This window comes from Nocardia sp. NPDC002869, assembly GCF_046764065.1.
GTDB lineage: Bacteria > Actinomycetota > Actinomycetes > Mycobacteriales > Mycobacteriaceae > Nocardia > Nocardia rhamnosiphila.
Genome location: NZ_JBKOOL010000040.1, coordinates 18766 through 36561 on the forward strand (window position 1 = coordinate 18766; position 17796 = coordinate 36561).

Annotated in this window: 14 protein-coding genes; 5 read left to right on the forward strand and 9 right to left on the reverse strand. The window is 66.2% G+C overall.

What is annotated here, in order from left to right:
* Positions 1 to 710 precede the first annotated feature (710 nt).
* The 5 genes from ACLML9_RS10490 to clpB all read right to left on the reverse strand — a co-directional run bounded on the left by ACLML9_RS10490 (position 711) and on the right by clpB (position 6257).
* Entirely contained in the window at positions 711 to 1274 is a 564-nt protein-coding gene (locus ACLML9_RS10490; protein WP_411945320.1) for a hypothetical protein, read from the reverse strand.
* Complete coding sequence (locus ACLML9_RS10495) at positions 1271 to 2137, reverse strand: hypothetical protein (protein WP_411945321.1); 867 nt, start codon at positions 2135 to 2137, stop codon at positions 1271 to 1273. Before ACLML9_RS10495 ends, ACLML9_RS10490 begins: the two co-directional genes overlap by 4 nt.
* 12 nt (positions 2138 to 2149) lie before the next feature.
* Positions 2150 to 2464: a type VII secretion target gene (locus ACLML9_RS10500; RefSeq protein ID WP_411945322.1), complete on the reverse strand. Its 315-nt coding sequence runs from the start codon at positions 2462 to 2464 to the stop codon at positions 2150 to 2152.
* Between the two features lies 1 nt (position 2465).
* Entirely contained in the window at positions 2466 to 3269 is an 804-nt protein-coding gene (locus ACLML9_RS10505) for a hypothetical protein (RefSeq protein WP_411945323.1), read from the reverse strand.
* 396 nt (positions 3270 to 3665) lie between these two features.
* Positions 3666 to 6257 (reverse strand): ATP-dependent chaperone ClpB, encoded by a 2592-nt coding sequence (clpB, locus tag ACLML9_RS10510; protein ID WP_411945324.1) that lies wholly within the window; start codon positions 6255 to 6257, stop codon positions 3666 to 3668.
* A 333-nt stretch (positions 6258 to 6590) separates the two neighbouring features.
* On the opposite strand from clpB, the gene ACLML9_RS10515 reads away from it, so the two are divergent.
* Together ACLML9_RS10515 and ACLML9_RS10520 are read left to right on the forward strand one after the other, a co-directional pair.
* The gene (locus ACLML9_RS10515) at positions 6591 to 7748 is read left to right on the forward strand and encodes a globin domain-containing protein (protein WP_411945325.1); all 1158 of its coding nucleotides are present in this window, start codon (positions 6591 to 6593) and stop codon (positions 7746 to 7748) included.
* 65 nt (positions 7749 to 7813) lie between these two features.
* The gene (locus ACLML9_RS10520; protein ID WP_411945326.1) at positions 7814 to 8596 is read left to right on the forward strand and encodes an FAD-binding oxidoreductase; all 783 of its coding nucleotides are present in this window, start codon (positions 7814 to 7816) and stop codon (positions 8594 to 8596) included.
* A gap of 32 nt (positions 8597 to 8628) precedes the next feature.
* Here ACLML9_RS10520 and ACLML9_RS10525 read toward each other — a convergent pair whose 3' ends face one another.
* The 4 genes from ACLML9_RS10525 to dnaK form a co-directional block, all read right to left on the reverse strand.
* Positions 8629 to 9063 carry a heat shock protein transcriptional repressor HspR gene (locus tag ACLML9_RS10525; RefSeq protein ID WP_411945336.1) on the reverse strand — a complete coding sequence of 145 codons (435 nt, stop codon included), beginning with the start codon at positions 9061 to 9063 and terminating at the stop codon, positions 8629 to 8631.
* Positions 9064 to 9116: 53 nt separating this feature from the next.
* The gene (gene dnaJ / locus ACLML9_RS10530; RefSeq protein WP_411945327.1) at positions 9117 to 10286 is read right to left on the reverse strand and encodes a molecular chaperone DnaJ; all 1170 of its coding nucleotides are present in this window, start codon (positions 10284 to 10286) and stop codon (positions 9117 to 9119) included.
* 171 nt (positions 10287 to 10457) lie between these two features.
* Positions 10458 to 11168, reverse strand: a complete 711-nt coding sequence (gene grpE / locus ACLML9_RS10535; RefSeq protein WP_411945328.1) for a nucleotide exchange factor GrpE — start codon at positions 11166 to 11168, stop codon at positions 10458 to 10460.
* Positions 11165 to 13015, reverse strand: a complete 1851-nt coding sequence (gene dnaK / locus ACLML9_RS10540) for a molecular chaperone DnaK (protein ID WP_411945329.1) — start codon at positions 13013 to 13015, stop codon at positions 11165 to 11167. Before dnaK ends, grpE begins: the two co-directional genes overlap by 4 nt.
* A gap of 491 nt (positions 13016 to 13506) precedes the next feature.
* On the opposite strand from dnaK, the gene ACLML9_RS10545 reads away from it, so the two are divergent.
* From ACLML9_RS10545 to ACLML9_RS10555, 3 genes are all read left to right on the forward strand, one after another.
* Positions 13507 to 14832, forward strand: coding sequence for a hypothetical protein (locus ACLML9_RS10545; RefSeq protein ID WP_411945330.1), 1326 nt, complete (start codon positions 13507 to 13509; stop codon positions 14830 to 14832).
* A gap of 145 nt (positions 14833 to 14977) precedes the next feature.
* Entirely contained in the window at positions 14978 to 16333 is a 1356-nt protein-coding gene (locus tag ACLML9_RS10550; protein WP_411945331.1) for a S1 family peptidase, read from the forward strand.
* Positions 16334 to 16357: 24 nt separating this feature from the next.
* Positions 16358 to 17668, forward strand: a complete 1311-nt coding sequence (locus ACLML9_RS10555; RefSeq protein ID WP_051715198.1) for a S1 family peptidase — start codon at positions 16358 to 16360, stop codon at positions 17666 to 17668.
* The last annotated feature ends 128 nt before the right edge of the window (positions 17669 to 17796 follow it).

Consider the following 17796-nt stretch of genomic DNA (forward strand, 5'->3'; position numbering starts at 1 on the left):
CCGCTCCGGCCATGCGCGTCAACATGCGGACAATCCGCCCCCACCACCCACCGAAACCGACCTCGGCGTACCTCCGCCTTCGCTCCGGCCATGCGCGTCAACATGCGGACAATCCGCCCCCACCACCCACCGAAACCGACCTCGGCGTACCCCCGCCTCCGCTCCCACCATGCGCGCCAACATGCGGACAATCCGCCCCCCAACATCGGCCGGAGCGAACCACCACGATGGTGGCCAGGACACCAGGGATCCGATGCTCGACCAACCGCCCCCGGACACGGGTAACTACCGTCCTTCTGGCGTAGTTGCCGAAAACCGCCTTGCCCACCGTTGTCCGGAAAACCCGGTGCAACAGTGTTCGGTCCACGAACGACCCGGCAATCCCGGCCACCACACCGGCAACGACCGGGGACGCCAGGAGGTCGGAGGGTTGTCGCAGGTAGACGCCGACCCCACGCCCACAGCGATATGCAGCAACCTATCGAAGGCCAACGCGGCAGCGAACAACTCGTAGGGAACCCGTGCCCCATCCCGGCCGGGTCGCCGTTGGGCTGTCATGATCTCGGCGCTGCCGGTACTCATTCGATCGAGCGACCTCACTGTGTTGACCACACAGGGTCCGACCGATCGGGACCTCCGCGGAGAACCTGGCAAACCATCGCCTGCCGGGGCCCGAAACAGCGTTCGTATGGAAGGAGGAATTCGCTTTATTACGTCAATTCCCTCGTCAATTCGATCAGGAACTTCGCTGCCGCACGAACTTCATGGTCGGAAACCTCGAAGTTCGGCTGCTCCCCGGAGGTTATACTGACTTGATTGATCTGATCCACATGGAAGTCCAGCGATCCCTCCCAGCCGTCCACTGTTGTATAAATCCGAACCGAACCAGGGGACTGGTTCAGCCACACCTTATTGTCGTACCCGGTTTGCGCAATATAGCTCGGGTCGCCCCTGACCGGCGCGGGTTCCGAATCGGGCGATAGCATTGCGGAAAGCCTCGTTCCACCCACTCCCACAGACGACTTTGTCACCGTGCACATCGCTCCCCGGTCTATTTTTTCTTGAGGGTTGATGGATCCGTATGCGATAGCCGTATCTGTGATCCCGAGAATGTTTTCGAAGAAGTTGAGCGTCCTGTCACATTGGTCGCGAATTTCGTGGCTGGATTCGGTTACCCTAGCCTCTTTGCCGCCGACCAATCCGCACGAAGAAATGAGCGTGATTGATACGATCGCCGCTGCCGCGGTAGATATGCGCCCGGCAGGACCGCTCATTGTGTGACCCTATCTGTATTGACTGACCACTTGTTCGTGCCGTCCAAGACGGTTGCGTCATCGAACTTGGAGTTGCCATCGACAGCCATCGGCGGCCACTTGTTGTCGGGTAGACCGTCGATATCCGAGCTGGCCTGCGCGACCTTATTGCCGCCAATAATAGTTTCCTGTGCAGTAGACGCTATTTCTCCGACTGCCTGGAGAATTGCGGCGTATGCGTCGGCAATGGCCGCAACAAGGTCTCCGGTTTGAGCCGCTGCGATTGGCCCTGTGGCAGCGATTGCAACTATTTCGCCTATGCTGGAGATCAACGAAAGAATCGCGTCAGCTATAGATTGATAAAGCGCTAATGTTTTTACAGCAACCGCCTCCAGAGAGAGTGCTATCTCTTCACATGACGCCGGAATTGCCAGCTGCCCACACGGTTTCGCTTGCCGTATACGAGAATTTTCGTATGCCTCGGCAGCGATACCGGACCAATGAGCATTGAGTTTGGTTTCATCGATCTGCGTCCCAGCATTGGTCACCGCGCTTGCAACATCCCTCCATGCATTCGCGTAATCGATGAAGGTTACGGGGACCATAATACCGTTTATAAGCTCGGTCAGCTTGGCGTCAGCCTCCGCTACATATTTCAGCACCTGGTCCCGCTCGTCCCAGAGTCGGTCGACGACGGCTTCGGCAGTACCTCCGCCAACGAGACCAAAAAAGCCCCAGCCAGCGGCACGTACGCCAAATACAATGGTCCCGAACGCGTCGTTGGCCCTGTCCGGCTGACCCTTGAGATCCTCCGCCTGGGTTTTAATAGATTCGATATGGGTGTTCAGGTCTGTTCTGGTCTGCGGATCCGTATCCTCAGCCATGCTGCGCCCCCTCTAGTAGAGATTGTTGAGTGCATGCGCGTTCTGCGCGTCCTCGGCTTCATATGTGTCGGCCACCTGGCGAAGTGTCGCAGCGACCTCATTGAATACCGCGATACCCTCCTTCATTCTATCGGCGAAAAAGTCGGGAACACCCTTATATTTTTCGTACGCCAGAATGAATACGCCCGCCTCGAGTTGTTCGAATTTAGTCTTTTCGGTAGCAAGTCGCGCTTCTTCCAAGGCAGCAGCCGCCTCGTCCCAACTGGTCGCTGCCCCCCGGACGGCGCCTAGCGCCACGGTGATAGCCTGCTGTGACGGTGTGGCCATATTAACCCCCTGTACTCTCTATTAGATACTTGCGATGGCGAGAATGATGAAACTCGAGATCCTCATCTGAATACCTCGAGTAATCTCCACGAACCGGGAAGGCCGGACGGAGTTCGCGGACTCTATCCGCGAGCGACAGAAGTTCATCGACCAGGTCCAGCGGGTTGGCGTTCCGCGCCCATTCCGGCCATACATATATTGATTTTATTTGAAAGCAGTCCGCCGATAACGACATTCCAGCTTTGCCATCGATTACCGCTCGTCCATGAACATCGAAGCTACCCCGCGTGCGTATGCGCTTCTGGACTTCACGGTATTCCGCCCAGCTCGCGGTATCGAGCAGAAGCATCAGGACCGTCCGCCGATCAGGAAACGAGCATGCATGCTTGAATTCACCGGTCAAAAGTTTTCCCAGACAGCTTTCGATCGACCTTTTATAGGCGCGCATCAACTCGTCGCCGGCTTCGCCGGCGTTCACGTAACGGTGCCATTGCCGGCTTAGTCGCAACTGTATCGGTAGAAGTCCCCGATCGACTTCAATAGTCGCGAACGAGGAACCGGGCGCGGCCGGTGAGTTCGCCGCAGCGGTCGAACCCGAGTGCGCCCGCGGGTAGGTAGGGGCCGCAGGAACTGGTTCCGGGCCGGACGTAGGACTCTGTGGATGCCGCGGAGTCGGATGCGGAATCTGCGTGGGATGAGGATTTGCGGAACCGGATTGCGTTGCGGTCAGCGGTTCTTCGTCCCAGAATTCGTCTGGGTCATCATAATGATTGAAAAATCCACCGGTATATCCTGGTGGTGACATACTGCCGATTCCTACTCTTGCGCGCTTGCCTTTTCGAAACGACGATGATCATTACCTGCTCGAAATCGCTGGCGCACCCCCCATTTTTATACGCGAAGCCGACCCCTCTTTTCCGAAGATCAGCTTCTCCAAACCGTGCACACTTGTCAACCCGGCCGACTCGGCCCCTACCGGCTATGGCACTCACAGATCATGCTGCTGTGCGTACAGGCGCCATCAACACGCCCCCCTCCGAAGTCCGCCGATCGCCCCGCAGGGGTGGATACCGCGGTTCCACACCCACGACACCAGCCGCCCTGAACTCCGCCGAACCGGTCCCGGGCGAGCGCGGCCGTCCGGGACCGATGGCGGTATGCGTCGCCGACGCCAGGGTCGGCGACGCATACGCGGTGGGGGCTACGGGCCCGTGGTGACCGAGGCGGGGTCGCGATCGCGCCGTCCGACGACGAGCCCGTCGCCGTCCGGGGTGACGCCCACATCGACCGTATCGCCGTCGGTAACCTTCCCGGCCAGCAGTTCCTTGGCCAATGTGTCGCCGATGGACTGCTGGATGAGGCGCCGCAGCGGGCGGGCGCCGTAGACCGGGTCGTATCCGCGCACCGCCAGCCAGAACCGGGCCGAATCGCTCACCTCGAGGGTGAGCCGCCGCTGCGCGAGTCGCCGCTGCAACTGATCGAGCTGGATATCCACCACATGGGCGAGCTGGTCCTCGTCGAGGGCCTGGAACATGACCACATCGTCGAGCCGGTTCAGGAATTCCGGTTTGAAGGCGGCCCGCACCGCATTCATGACGAACTCCGCGTCGGCTCCGGCGCCGAGGTTGGAGGTCAGGATCAGGATGGTGTTGCGGAAATCCACCGTCCGGCCCTGCCCGTCGGTGAGCCGGCCCTCGTCGAGTACGGCGAGCAGGATGTCGAAGACATCCGGATGCGCCTTCTCGATCTCGTCGAACAGCACCACCGTGTACGGCCGCCGCCGTACCGCCTCGGTGAGCTGACCGCCCTGGTCGTAGCCGACATATCCGGGCGGCGCGCCGACCAGGCGGGCGACCGCGTGCTTCTCGCTGTATTCGCTCATATCGATGCGGACCATCGCGCGTTCGTCGTCGAACAGGAAGTCCGCGAGCGCCTTGGCCAGCTCGGTTTTACCGACACCGGTGGGACCGACGAACAGGAACGAGCCGGTCGGCCGGTTGGGGTCGGCGACTCCGGCCCGCGCCCGCCGCACCGCGTCGGAGACCGCGCGCACGGCGTCGTGCTGCCCGACCACGCGACGGCCCAGTTCGGATTCCATCCGCAGCAGCTTCTCGGTCTCCCCCTCCAGCAGCCGGCCCACCGGAATACCGGTCCACGCCGAGATCACCTCGGCGATATCGTCCGGCCCGACCTCTTCTTTGAGCATGACTTCGCCGTCGGCGGCCGCACCGGAGGTCTTCTCGGCCTCGGCGAGTTCCTTCTCCAAGGTCGGGATCCGGCCGTACCGCAGTTCGGCGGCCTTGCCCAGGTCACCGTCGCGTTCGGCGCGCTCGGATTCGCCGCGCAGGTTCTCGAGCTGCTCTTTGAGCACCCGAATCTGGTCGATCGCGGTTTTCTCGTTCTGCCAGCGGGTGGTGAGCTGGTTGAGTTTCTCACGATCGTCGGCGAGTTCGGCGCGCAGCCGCTCCAGCCGCTGCTTGGACGCCTCGTCGGTCTCCTTCGTCAGCGCCACCTCTTCGATTTCGAGCCGCCTGACCGCGCGTTCGACCTCGTCGATCTCCACCGGCCGGGAATCGATCTCCATCCGCAACCGCGACGCCGCCTCGTCCACCAGGTCGATCGCTTTGTCGGGCAGGAACCGGGAGGTGATGTAGCGGTCCGACAGCGCGGCCGCCGACACCAGGGCGGAGTCGGTGATCCGCACACCGTGGTGCACCTCGTAGCGTTCCTTGATGCCGCGCAGGATGCCGACAGTGTCCTCCACCGAGGGTTCGCCGACCATCACCTGCTGGAAGCGTCGCTCGAGCGCGGCGTCCTTCTCGATATGCTGCCGGTACTCGTCGAGTGTGGTCGCGCCGACGAGCCGCAGTTCGCCGCGGGCCAGCATCGGCTTGATCATGTTTCCGGCGTCCATCGCCGATTCGCCGGTCGCGCCGGCGCCGACGATGGTGTGCAGTTCGTCGATGAAGGTGATGATCTGCCCGGCACTGGATTTGATCTCCTCGAGGACGGCCTTGAGCCGTTCCTCGAATTCGCCGCGGTACTTCGCGCCCGCGACCATCGCGCCCAGATCGAGCGAGATGACGGTCTTACCGCGTAGCGATTCCGGGACGTCGCCGGCGACGATGCGCTGGGCCAGGCCCTCCACGATCGCGGTTTTGCCGACGCCCGGCTCGCCGATGAGCACCGGGTTGTTCTTGGTGCGCCGGGACAGCACCTGCACCACCCGGCGGATCTCGGTATCGCGACCGATCACCGGGTCGAGTTTTCCGGCACGCGCGGCGTCGGTGAGGTCGGTGGAGTACTTCTCCAGCGCCTGGTAGCTGCCTTCCGGATCCGGGCTGCTCACGCGGGTGTTACCGCGCACGGCGGTGAACGCCTCACGCAGTGCGGCGGCGTCGGCGCCGTACTTGTCCAGCAGCATGGTCACATCGGAGTCGCCGGAGGCCAGACCGACCATCACGTGTTCGGTGGAGACGTACTCGTCGCCGAGTTCGGTGGCCAGGTGCTGGGCCGCGGTGATCGCGGCCAGCGCCTCGCGGCCCAGCTGCGGGGTCGTGGTGGCGCCGGTGGCGCGCGGGAGCCGGTCGACGATGTCCTGGGCCTCGCGCCGCACTGTCGCGGGGTCGGTGCCCACCGCTTTCAGCAGGGGCGCGGCGATACCGTCGGTTTGGTCCAGCAGTGCCACCAGCAGATGAGCCGGCCGGATCTCCGGGTTACCGGCGGACGAGGCCGCCTGCAATGCGGCGGTCAACGCGGCCTGGGTCTTGGTGGTGGGATTGAACGAGTCCACGAAGCACCTTCCTGCTAGTCGATATCTCATCCGGCATCCGCACCGATTCCGGTGTCTCGTGCCGTCCTGCCCGATTCAACGTTCGAAAGGTTGAGTCTGTTCCGCTCAACTTTGATTTTTTCCGTGCCTACTGCCGGCCACCGGTTGCCAGAAAAGTGCTGGGTCACGGCTCATAACGACGCGTCGTTACCCGCGAACAAGATCAGCCAAACCCGGTAACCGTATTTCACACCCACCATCATCTCTTTTTTCGGGGATACTGGTCGGGTGAAGGACCGCCGGTAACGGCTATGTCCCTCCGGGTCGGAATCCAGGGAAAGGAAGCTCCACGCCGTGGATGCGCGTTCGGCAGCGCTGGTCCGCGCCAATTTCCAGTCGGTGGTCGATGCGCCGAGTGGTCCCGAGCGGTTGGTCAGCGCGTTTTACGGTCACCTGTTCGCGGCGAACCCGCGACTGCGGGAGCTGTTCCCGCCCGCCATGGATATGCAGGCGAAGCGGGTCGTCACCGCGGTCCAGTACATGCTCGACCATCTCGAGGACTGGGATCGCGCCCAGAAGTTCCTCGAGCAACTGGCACGCGATCACCGCAAATACGGGGTCGAAGCCGAGCACTACGATTTGGCCGGTCCCGCTCTGTACGCCGCTTTCCAGACCTATAACGGCCCGTACTGGACCAGAGAGCTCGCCGAGGGCTGGCGCGATGTCTGCCTGCTCATCTCCGCCGCCATGGCCATCGGGGCCAACTCCGACGATTCGCCGCCCTATTGGGAGGCCACCGTCGTCGGGCACCGGCACGTCCTCGAGGATCTCGCCATCGTCCGGTTGCAGTCCGACGACCCGATCCCCTACCTGGCCGGGCAGTACGTCCCGGTCTCCGTCCCGCAACGGCCACGGATGTGGCGCTACTTCTCACCCGCCATCCCGTCGAACCCCTACGGCGAGATCGAATTCCACGTCCGCAAGGTCCGCGGCGGCTGGGTGAGCCCCTCCATCGTCAACGAGACCAAGGTCGGCGACCGCTGGCTCATCGGCGGACCGCTCGGCGGCCTGCAGGTCGACCAGGAGAGCGGACGCGATGTCCTGATGATCGGATCGGGCACCGGTGTCGCGCCGCTGCGCGCCCAGCTGATCGAGATGGGCCGGCGCGGTATCAACCCCCGTGTGCACTTCTTCATCGGCGGGGTCTACCCGTGCGACCTGTACGACGTGGAGAACATGTGGCAGCTCTCGCAGAGCAACCCGTGGCTCACCATCGTCCCGGTCTGCGAGCACAAGACGAACCCGTGGTGGTACCCGCATCCCACCGAGGACGCGCCCTACGGCATGCACCGGCGCCTGGTCGGCAACCTCGGCGCCGTGGTGGCCAGTTTCGGCGCATGGGAGGATCGGCAGATCCAGATCGCCGGTTCGGCGAAGATGATCGCCGACACCCGGCGCGCGCTGCTCGCGGTCGGCACCCCGGAGGAGATCATCAGTGCCGATCCGGTCTGATCGGTATCGGCACATCGAGCACCGGGCGGTATCCCGCCCGGCCCGGCCTGTCAGCGGAGTGAGGTATGACGAACGACCCGAGCGCGTCCCCCGCCCATTCGTCCCAGCGGTCGTACTGGCTGGCCGATGTCGTCGAACATCACCGCCTGCGCCACGATACGGCGGTTGTCCGCTTGATCGGCGAATACGTACCGTTCCACGCGGGGCAGTCGGTGCAGGTCGAGGTGCCGCAGTTCCCGGGCATGCGCCGCCGGTTCTCCCCCGCGTTGCCGCCGTCGCTGGACGGCAAGCTCGAATTCCATGTGAAAACCGTGGCGGGCGGCTGGTGCAGCGGCGGCATCGTCGCCGACACCGCGGTCGGGGACCGGTGGAAACTGTCCGCCCCCGAGGGGCTCTTCACCGTCGACCCCGACGGCGACGAGGTGGTGATGATCGCCGGCGGCACCGGCCTGGCCCCGCTGCGCGCCCAGATCCTGGAACTGGCCCGGCATCAGGACCCGCCCACCACCTATCTGTTCTTCGGCGGTTCCGCCCCGCGCGACCTGTACGCCGCCGATATGCTCGTCCTGCTCGCCGCCGATCTGCCCTGGCTCACCGTGGTGCCGGTGGTGGAGCGGCTCGAGGATCCGTCCTGGCCCGACAGGTGGCACGAAAGTCACCGGGTGGATATAGGTTTCGACGAGGACGACCTGCTGCAGGGCACCCTCGCCGACGTGGTCGGCTCCTACGGTTCGTTCGACCGGCACCAGGTGCTGGTCTGCGGTTCGCCCGCGATGACCAGGTCCACCGTGGAACGGCTACTCGACGCAGGAACCCCGGCCGAACGAATCCAGTTCGAAGGAGCCTGACCCGGCGCCGGCCGGCGTCGGAGGCGCCGCCGTCAACGCTGCCGCCGGTTCCGCGGCTGCCACACCACCAGGGCGGTATTGCGCTGCGGCGGAATCAGTTCCGGCCGATAATCCGGCCGCGCCCGCTCCCGTTCCAGTGCCGCGGTCAGCTCGACCACCCGCTGCTGGAGCTCGGTCACCTGATTGGTGAGTTCGATGATCCGTTTGATACCGGCGAGATTGACGCCCTCGTCCTGGGAAAGCCGCTGCACCTCGCGCAGCAGCTCCACATCCCGTTCCGTATAGCGGCGGCCGCCACCCGACGTGCGCTGCGGGGTCACCAGCCCCAGCCGGTCGTAGGTGCGCAGGGTCTGCGCATGCATACCGGCCAGCTGGGCGGCCACCGAGATCACGAAATATTCAGTGCTCGACTGGCGCCCCTCCCGGGGCCCTACGTGGTGACGCTGCGCTGCCGCCTCCGGGCCCATCGCCCGGGCCGCCGGGCGGGCCGATTGTGCCTCGGGTCCTCGTTTCGGCTCCATCACGCACCTGCCCATCCCGCTCTCGGATCGAAGCCGCTGGCCTTCTCCGCCTCCTGCAGCGCACGCAGCGCGGCAACGGCATCGTCGTCCAGCTTCGGCGGCACGGCGACCTTCACGGTGACCAGCAGATCACCGGCTCCGCCACCACGTTTGGGTACTCCGCGGCCGCGCACCCGCAGGATGCGTCCGTCCGCGGTACCCGGCGGCACTTTCACGCCGACCCGGCCCTCCAGAGTGGGCACCGATACGGTCGTACCGAGCACCAATTCACTGTAACTGACCGGCAGTGCCAGGGTCAGGTCGTCGCCGGCCCGGCCGAAAACCTTGTCCTGGCCGACGTGCACCGTGACGAACAGGTCGCCCGAAGGCGCGCCCCGCAGGCCGGCCTCGCCCTGTCCGGCGAGCCGGATCCGTTGCCCGTCCGCGATCCCCGGGGGGATGCGGACATTGATGGTCCGGGTGCGGTTCTGGATACCGCTGCCGTGGCAGTCCACGCACGGATCGTCGATGATGGACCCGGTGCCGCGGCACTCGTCGCACGGTTCGCTGAATCCGAACGCGCCCTGATTGCGGCTCACCACACCGCTGCCGTTACAGATCGGGCACACCCGCGGGCTGGTGCCCGGTTTGGCCCCGCTGCCGTGGCAGGTGGTGCAGGGTGACGGGCTCGTCAGGTGCAGCGGCACCGTTACGCCCTTGGCCGCCTCGCGGAACCCGAGGGTCGTCTCGGCCTCCACATCGGCGCCCCGGCGGGGCCGGCCGCCGGTGCGCGTGGCACCGCCGCCCCGGTTGAACAGGCCGCCGAACAGGTCACCGAGCCCGCCGTCGGCGCCACCGCCGGCCTGGCCGAAGATATCGCCCAGATCGAAACTCTGGGAGAACCCGCCACCGGCACCCGGGGTGAAACCGCCGCCCCGCCCGTACCCGCCGCCGGAGAACAGCCGGCGGGTCTCGTCGTATTCCGCGCGTTTGGCGGGATCCGACAGGACCGTGTGCGCCTCGCTGACCGCCTTGAACCGTTCCTCGGCCAAGGCATCGCCTGGGTTGGCGTCCGGATGCAGATCACGGGCCAGTTTGCGGTAGGCCTTCTTGATCTCTTCGGTGGAGGCGCCGGCGGAGACACCCAGCTCCTTGTAGAAGTCCTTCTCGATCCACTCCCGCTGGCTCACCGGGCATCTCCTCCTCTCGATACGGTTCCGCGGCCCGCGCGGGGCCCTGCGTGGTCGTACTTTCCTACCGCCTCCGGGCCCGTCGGGCGCGGCGTCACGGGGGCGCGGCGCGCGCGGATCGCTCCGTGCGCACGCCGCGCCGCCCGGTCCGTGGCTTTCGCCGCGGAGTCGTTACTTGTCCGAGCCGGCATCAGCATCCGATGCCTCCGCCCGAGCGGGTTCCGCGGTGTTCGCGGCACCCTGGCCCGCTCCGAGATCGCCGACACCGTCGGTGACGCCGACCAGCGCGTGCCGCAGCACCCGCTCACCGAAGCGATACCCCTTGCGCATCACTACGCCGATCACCGGATCGTGGCCGGAGCCCTCGTGCTGGACCGCCTCGTGCAGGTTCGGGTCGAACGGCTCGCCCTCGGAACCGAACTCCTCGAGCCCCTGTTTGCGCAGAGCCTCGATCAGCTTGTCGGCCACCGAGCGCAGCGGTCCGGATTCCAGATCACCGTGCGCCTTGGCACGGTCCAGGTCGTCGAGGACACCGAGCAGTTCGGTGACCACGGCGGCCTTGGCGGAATCGATCGCGGTCTTACGATCGCGTTCGACCCGGCGCCGGTAGTTGGTGTACTCGGCCGTCAGCCGCTGCAGATCGGCGGTGCGCTCGGCGAGTTCGTCCGATGCCGGTGCCCCGGCGGGCGCCGCGTCGACACCGTCACCTTCGAGGCCGGCCTGAGGCGCCTGGGGGGCTACGCCCTCCTCGGCCCCGGCCGGGGCGGCGCCGTTGGCCGCCCCGGCCTGTTCGCGGACCTCACCGGTCTCCGGATCGATCTTGCGCTTGTCGACGAAGCTGACCGGCTCCTCGGAATTTCCTGTGTTTCCCGAATTCGTCACTTCTTCTCCGTGTCGACCGGCTCGTCCACGACCTCGGCGTCGACCACCTGGTCGTCGCCGGCGTCCGCGCCCGCGGCGCCGTTACCGGAGGCCGCGCTCTCGGAGGCCTGGGCCTCGTAGATCGCCTGACCGAGTGCCTGCGATTCGGTGGCCAGCTTCTCCACCGCGGCCTTCACCGCGGCGGTGTCGGTGCCCTCGAGCGCAGTCTTCGCCTCGGCGATCGCCGCCTCGACCTTGGACTTCACATCCGCCGGAACCTTGTCCTCGTTGTCCTTGATGAACTTCTCGGTCTGGTGTACCAGCGATTCGGCCTGGTTGCGGGTCTCCGCTTCCTCCCGGCGCGCCTTGTCCTCGGCGGCGTGCGCCTCGGCGTCCTTGACCATCCGGTCGATCTCTTCCTTGGACAGACCGGAACCGTCCTGGATCTTGATCGTGTTCTCTTTGCCGGTGCCCTTGTCCTTCGCGGTCACGTGCACGATGCCGTTGGCATCGATATCGAAGGTGACCTCGATCTGCGGCACCCCGCGCGGAGCCGGCGGGATACCGGTCAGCTCGAAGGAGCCGAGCAGCTTGTTGTGCGCGGCGATCTCGCGCTCACCCTGGAACACCTGGATCTGCACCGACGGCTGGTTGTCGTTGGCCGTGGTGAAGGTTTCCGAACGCTTGGTCGGGATGGTGGTGTTGCGCTCGATAAGGTTGGTCATCACGCCGCCCTTGGTCTCGATACCCAGCGACAGCGGGGTCACATCGAGCAGCAGGACGTCCTTGACCTCGCCCTTGAGCACGCCGGCCTGCAGGGCGGCGCCGACGGCGACGACCTCGTCCGGGTTCACGCCCTTGTTGGGCTCCTTGCCGCCGGTCAGTTCCTTGACCAGTTCGGAGACCGCGGGCATGCGGGTGGAGCCACCGACGAGCACGACATGGTCGATATCGGAGACCTTGATCCCGGCGTCCTTGACCACGGACTGGAACGGCGCCCGGGTGCGGTCGAGCAGGTCCGAGGTGATCTTCTGGAACTCGGCGCGGGTCAGCTGCTCGTCGAGGAACAGCGGGTTCTTGTCCGCGTCGACGGTGATGTAGGGCAGGTTGATCGAGGTGCTCTGCGAGGAGCTCAGCTCGATCTTGGCCTTCTCGGCGGCCTCACGCAGCCGCTGCATGGCCATCTTGTCCTTGGTCAGGTCGATGCCCGAGCTGGACTTGAACTTGTCGACCAGCCACTTCACGACCCGCTCGTCCCAGTCGTCGCCACCGAGGTGGTTGTCACCGGAGGTGGCACGGACCTCGACGACACCTTCACCGATCTCCAGCAGCGAGACGTCGAAGGTACCGCCACCGAGGTCGAAGACCAGGATGGTCTGTTCCTTGTCGCCCTTGTCCAGGCCGTAGGCCAGGGCGGCGGCGGTGGGTTCGTTGACGATGCGCAGCACATTGAGGCCGGCGATCTGGCCGGCTTCCTTGGTGGCCTGGCGCTGTGCGTCCTCGAAGTAGGCGGGCACGGTGATCACCGCGTCGGTGATCTCCTCACCCAGATAGGACTCGGCGTCGCGCTTCAGCTTCATCAGCGTGCGCGCGCTGATCTCCTGCGAGGTGTACTTCTTGCTGTCGATCTCCACGGTCCAGTCGGTGCCGATATGCCGTTTCACCGAGCGGATCGTGCGGTCGACGTTGGTCACGGCCTGGTTCTTGGCCGGCTGACCGACCAGTACTTCACCGTTCTTCGCGAACGCGACGACAGAGGGCGTAGTGCGCGAACCCTCGGAGTTGGCGACGACGACCGGCTCACCACCTTCGAGAACGGCGACGACCGAGTTCGTGGTCCCGAGGTCGATTCCGACCGCACGAGCCATTTGTTTCCTCCTCATTTTCGACTGCTTGTGTCTGTCCGGGCACTGTGCCCATTGCGCCGTGGGTCCGGGGGACCCACCGCGTGGACCAGCCCCAGGCAGAACATAGAGCACGGTCCCAGCAATACTGAGCGTGGTCGGCTCAATCCTGCCCCGCTTCCGAGAGGCCGTCAAGTCAAACTTGAGCCGGTGTCACTCAACATTGTCGATCAGCTCAACCCCCGGCGCCGGCGATGTATTCCCGCCCCCGCATCTCACCGGCGCCGGCCCCATTCTTCCCCGCCCCGGCACCCCGTGCCGGGGCGGCGCGACATCGTGACCCAGCTGTATCGCGCCGGCACCCCCTCACGGCCCGCGCCCCGATCCCCACGACCCGCTCGTCGGCGCTATTGTCGAAGCTCCGCCCATGATGACCGCGGCGTCGCGGTACGGCGACGTGCGGGTGAATCCGTACCGTGGTTTCTGGATGAGGAAGTCGAAGCGAGGATCCGAGAATGGCCACTGGGGTGGGCCTGCACATCGCCGAGTACGCGTGCACCGCGGCGGTCGTCGACGACGACGGAGATCCGCACTTCATCCTTCGTGAGCCGGTGCTGTACATGTCCGAGGACGGGGACGCGGCCCTCGGCGGCGTCGCCGCCCCGCCCGGGCACAGCCATACGATCACCGGTTTCGTGGCGGCCGTGGGGGATCCAGCGGGCGTCGTCGTGGACGACGGCGAGGCGTACCGCGGCGAAGACCTGCTCGCCACCGCCCTGTTCTGCCTGATCAACCTCACTGCCGAACACCTCAACGGCCCGGCCGAGTTCTATGCCGCCCACCCCGCCGGATGGGACGCCGGACAGGTGCTGGCCCTGCGCGGCGCACTCGACTATCTGGGTCTGAAGTCGGTGGCTCTGGTCGGCGAGGACGAACTACCGGCCGGGCCCGCTCATCTCACCCCCGCGGATACGGGCCGGTACTTCGCCGAGAGCGCGGGCCGGGCGGCGCTCGCGGTCGTCCTGGAGACCCCGGCCGGCGCCACTCCGCCCGATCCCTCCACCGCCCAGAATTCCGCCCTGGACACCATCGTCATGCCGAAACTGGGCGACGGCCACACCCCGGCCAAGGCGTACTCCGCGCTGGTTCCCGCCCTCGATCCCGAAGCCACCTACGGCGGCCCGAGTCTGGCGGCCATAGCCGCCGGACTGGCGCCCGCCACCGGATCGCGCCCGGCCACCGGATCGGGGCCCGCCACCGGCCCCCGGCCCGCGACCGGTACCGCGGCCGCGGTTTCCACCGCCGCCCCGGCGAAGCCCGCGGCCGAAGCGGCGGCCACCGTCGGGAATCGCGGCCCCCGGCGTACCGCCGCGCTGGTGGCGGCCGCGGCGTTCGGCGGCCTGTTGATCGGCGCCCTCGGCGTCACCGCGATCCTGCGACCCGGCGCGGCGGAGCCGGGTGAACCCACCACCTCGGTGACCGAGGCGCCGCCGCCTCCCCCACCGATACAGCCGCAGCCGGTCGCCCCGGCCCCTGAGATCCCGTCCTACACACCCGAGCCGACCTACGAGCCGGAACCCACCTACACCGAGGAACCGCTCCCCGTCCCTCCTCCGGTCACCGTCACCGAAACGACCCCGGCGCCCACCACGGCCCCCTTCCCGACCACCCCGGAGCCCAGCGGCCCGACCCTCACCGAGCCGACCACCGAGACCGAGACCACGACCACGCGGACCCGGCCGAGGATCTTCCCCTTCCCCGTTCCGTTCCGCACCGAGGACCCCGAAATGGACCTTCCCGACACCGGATCCAAGGAAGGTCGTCAAGAAGAGGCCAGATAGCGATTTGTGCCTTAGAGTGATCCGCTGACCGGTGTTATTCCGGCCACCCCGGCAACTCGGTCGAAGCTCGAGCAAACTTGTGCGCCAATGGATTCGATCTCGTGGCCACGGATTATCTGGCACACAGTGCCGACGAAGGGACTTCATGCGCAAGTCGGTGGCGCGTCGCGCCGCGGTCAAGGCTGCCGTTATCGGCTCGACCGTTCTCCTGGCTCCCCTGTTCGGCGCGACCGCGGCGATCGCCGCCCCCGAACCGGAACAACTCACAGCCGAGGACCTGCCGGCCGAACTGGTCCAAGCGCTGTCCCGCGATCTCAATATGACCCCGACCGAATATCTGGACCGTGCCGCGCGCGCCCAGCAGCTGCAGACCTACGCGGCCGAATTCCGCGCCGAGCGCCCGGAGGTGTTCGCCGGCGCGTGGATGACCCCGGAGGGTAAGCCCACCGTCGCCGTGACCTCGCCGGACGCCGCCAAGGTGGCCAGTGACGACGGATATTCCACTCGCCTGGCCCCGGTCTCGGCGGCCGCGCTGGAAACCTCGCTCACGCAGATGAACCAATGGGTCGCCGCGCAGCCCCGGGATATTTCGCAGCTGATCAATTCCATCGCCATCGACTTCCTCAACAGTCAACTGGTCGTCAATGTCGCGAATACGCCACTGGCACATATGCTCAACCTGCCGACCCTCATCGCCAACATCAAGGTGGTCCTCTCCCCGGACGGCGGCGGCCCGGTGGAACACCACCCCATGGGCGGTGACACCTATATCAGCGCCCCCGGCGCGCTCGACGACGCGGAGCTGAAGAGCGTCGATGTCTGCTCGTTCGGCTTCAACAGTGTCGATTCCGCCGGTAATGCGCTGAATATCAGTGCCGGACATTGCAATCCGAATATCGGGAAAGGCGATGGACAGGCCGCGGTATACAGTCCGAATATCCGTAATATTCCGGCGAGCCCGCAGCTGGGCACCTTCGTACGGTCGGAACTCGGTGGCCCCAGCACGCTGGACTACTCGGTTATCCAGTTGAACGAGCGCGCGGTGGGCGCGGGCATGGATCAACCGTCGGTGCGCGGCGCCAACGGCACCACCCTGACCATCACCGGCACCGCCGATCCGGTGGTCGGCGCCCCGGTATGCAAATCCGGACAGTCCTCCACCTTCACCTGCGGGTTCGTGGTCGCCGACCGGGTGGAGACCCAGCTGTTCACCACCGAGGGCGACTCGAAGATCATCCGTGGTTTCGCCAGCTCGGCCTGCACGCTGGGCGGCGACAGCGGCGGCGCCATCGTCACCGGCACCCTGGCACTGGGTATCACCAGTGGCTCCAATGCCGCCGACGCGCCCGATTGCGAGAAGGCCAATATCGCCCTCGCCCAGTACGGCGGCACCGCTACCCTGGGCATTCCCATCCGCGGCATCCTCGCGCACGCCGACGCGGCGGCCGGTGGCGGCCTCGGCAGCGGTATCGCGGTACGAACCAGGCCGAATGCCGGGTGAGCCCGATATAGTCTTCGCATGCTCATGCCACGCATAGGTAAACGAAGGTCGGCGCCGGCCAGAAAACGCATGCAACGTGCCGCGGTCGCCGCCTCGGCGGCCGTCCTGTTATTCGGCCCGACCGCGGCGCTCTCTTCGGCCGCCCCCGACCCGGGTATCGGCCTGCCGGCCGACCTGGTGGCGGCGCTGAACCGAGATCTGCACATCTCCCCCGAGGAATACTTGGCGCGCGCCGATACCGCGCAGCAGGTGGCGGCCTTCGCCACCACCGCCCAGCGTCAATTCCCCCAGGTGTTCGGCGGCGCCTGGCTCGACGAGCAGGGCCGTGGAGTCGTGGCCCTGTCCAACGGACCCGGCGGCGACGAAGCCCGCGGTGCGGCCGAATCGAGCGGATTCGTGGTCCGCAATGTCGCCAAGAGCGAAACGACGCTGCGCGGCGAGAAGAGCGCCTTCGAACGCTGGCTCGACGGCCAGCCCGAAGCGGTGTCCTCCCTGGTGCGCGGTGTCGTCATCGATACCGTGAACAACAGCATCGCGGTGCGGGTCGACAAGGTCGGTCTGCCCATGCCGAACTTCATCGATCCGGCCCGGGTCATCGTCATGGCCCCGCCGATCGCGGCCGAAACGCTGCCCCAGGCGGCCGCGGTCGCCGAGGCGGGCGCCGCGACGGTCGGCGGCGGCGACGGCTTCGCCGCTATCGCCGGCGACAGCTCGCTGCGCTGCTCCTTCGGTTTCAACGGAATCGGCCCGGCCGGTAACACCGTCAACATCACCGCCGGTCACTGCAACCCGAACCTGGACGATATCGGTGCCGCCACCGTGCACGAATCCCTCGGCGGCAACAAGGTGGGCCCGCAGATCGCCACCTACCAGAAGTCGGTACTCGGCGCACAGGACTACTCGATCATGAGTATCGCCGACGGTGCCGCGGGCCGCTTCCAGAACAACCAGGTCAAGGTGCCCGGCGCGGCCCCGATCGCGGTCGACGGTGTGGCCACCCCGGTGGTCGGCGCCCCGGTCTGCAAATCGGGTTCCCGCACCGGTTTCAGCTGCGGTGTGGTGAACGCCGTGGACCAGACCGTCCAGGTCGGTGACCGGCAGCTCACCCAGAGCTTCTCCGCCAATATCTGCGCCCTCCCCGGCGACAGCGGCGGCCCCATCGTGACCGGACGGCAGGCCCTGGGCATCTCGAGCGCCTCCTCGGTCGCCGATTACCCCATCTGCGAGATCCCCAACATCCTGGGCGTGCTCACCGGTAACGCCCCGCAGCTGTTCGCGCAGCCGGTGAGCGTCGTGCTCTCCGACAACCCGGGCCTGCGTATCCGCACGAGCTAGCGGTCGTCCCGCTCTCCGCACCGGCCGCACACGGACCGGAACGGAGAGCGCAGGGCATCGGCACCGCACCCACGGGTGCGACTCGCACCGAGCATCGAGCAACGAGAGGGCCGGCAGCGTAACGCTGC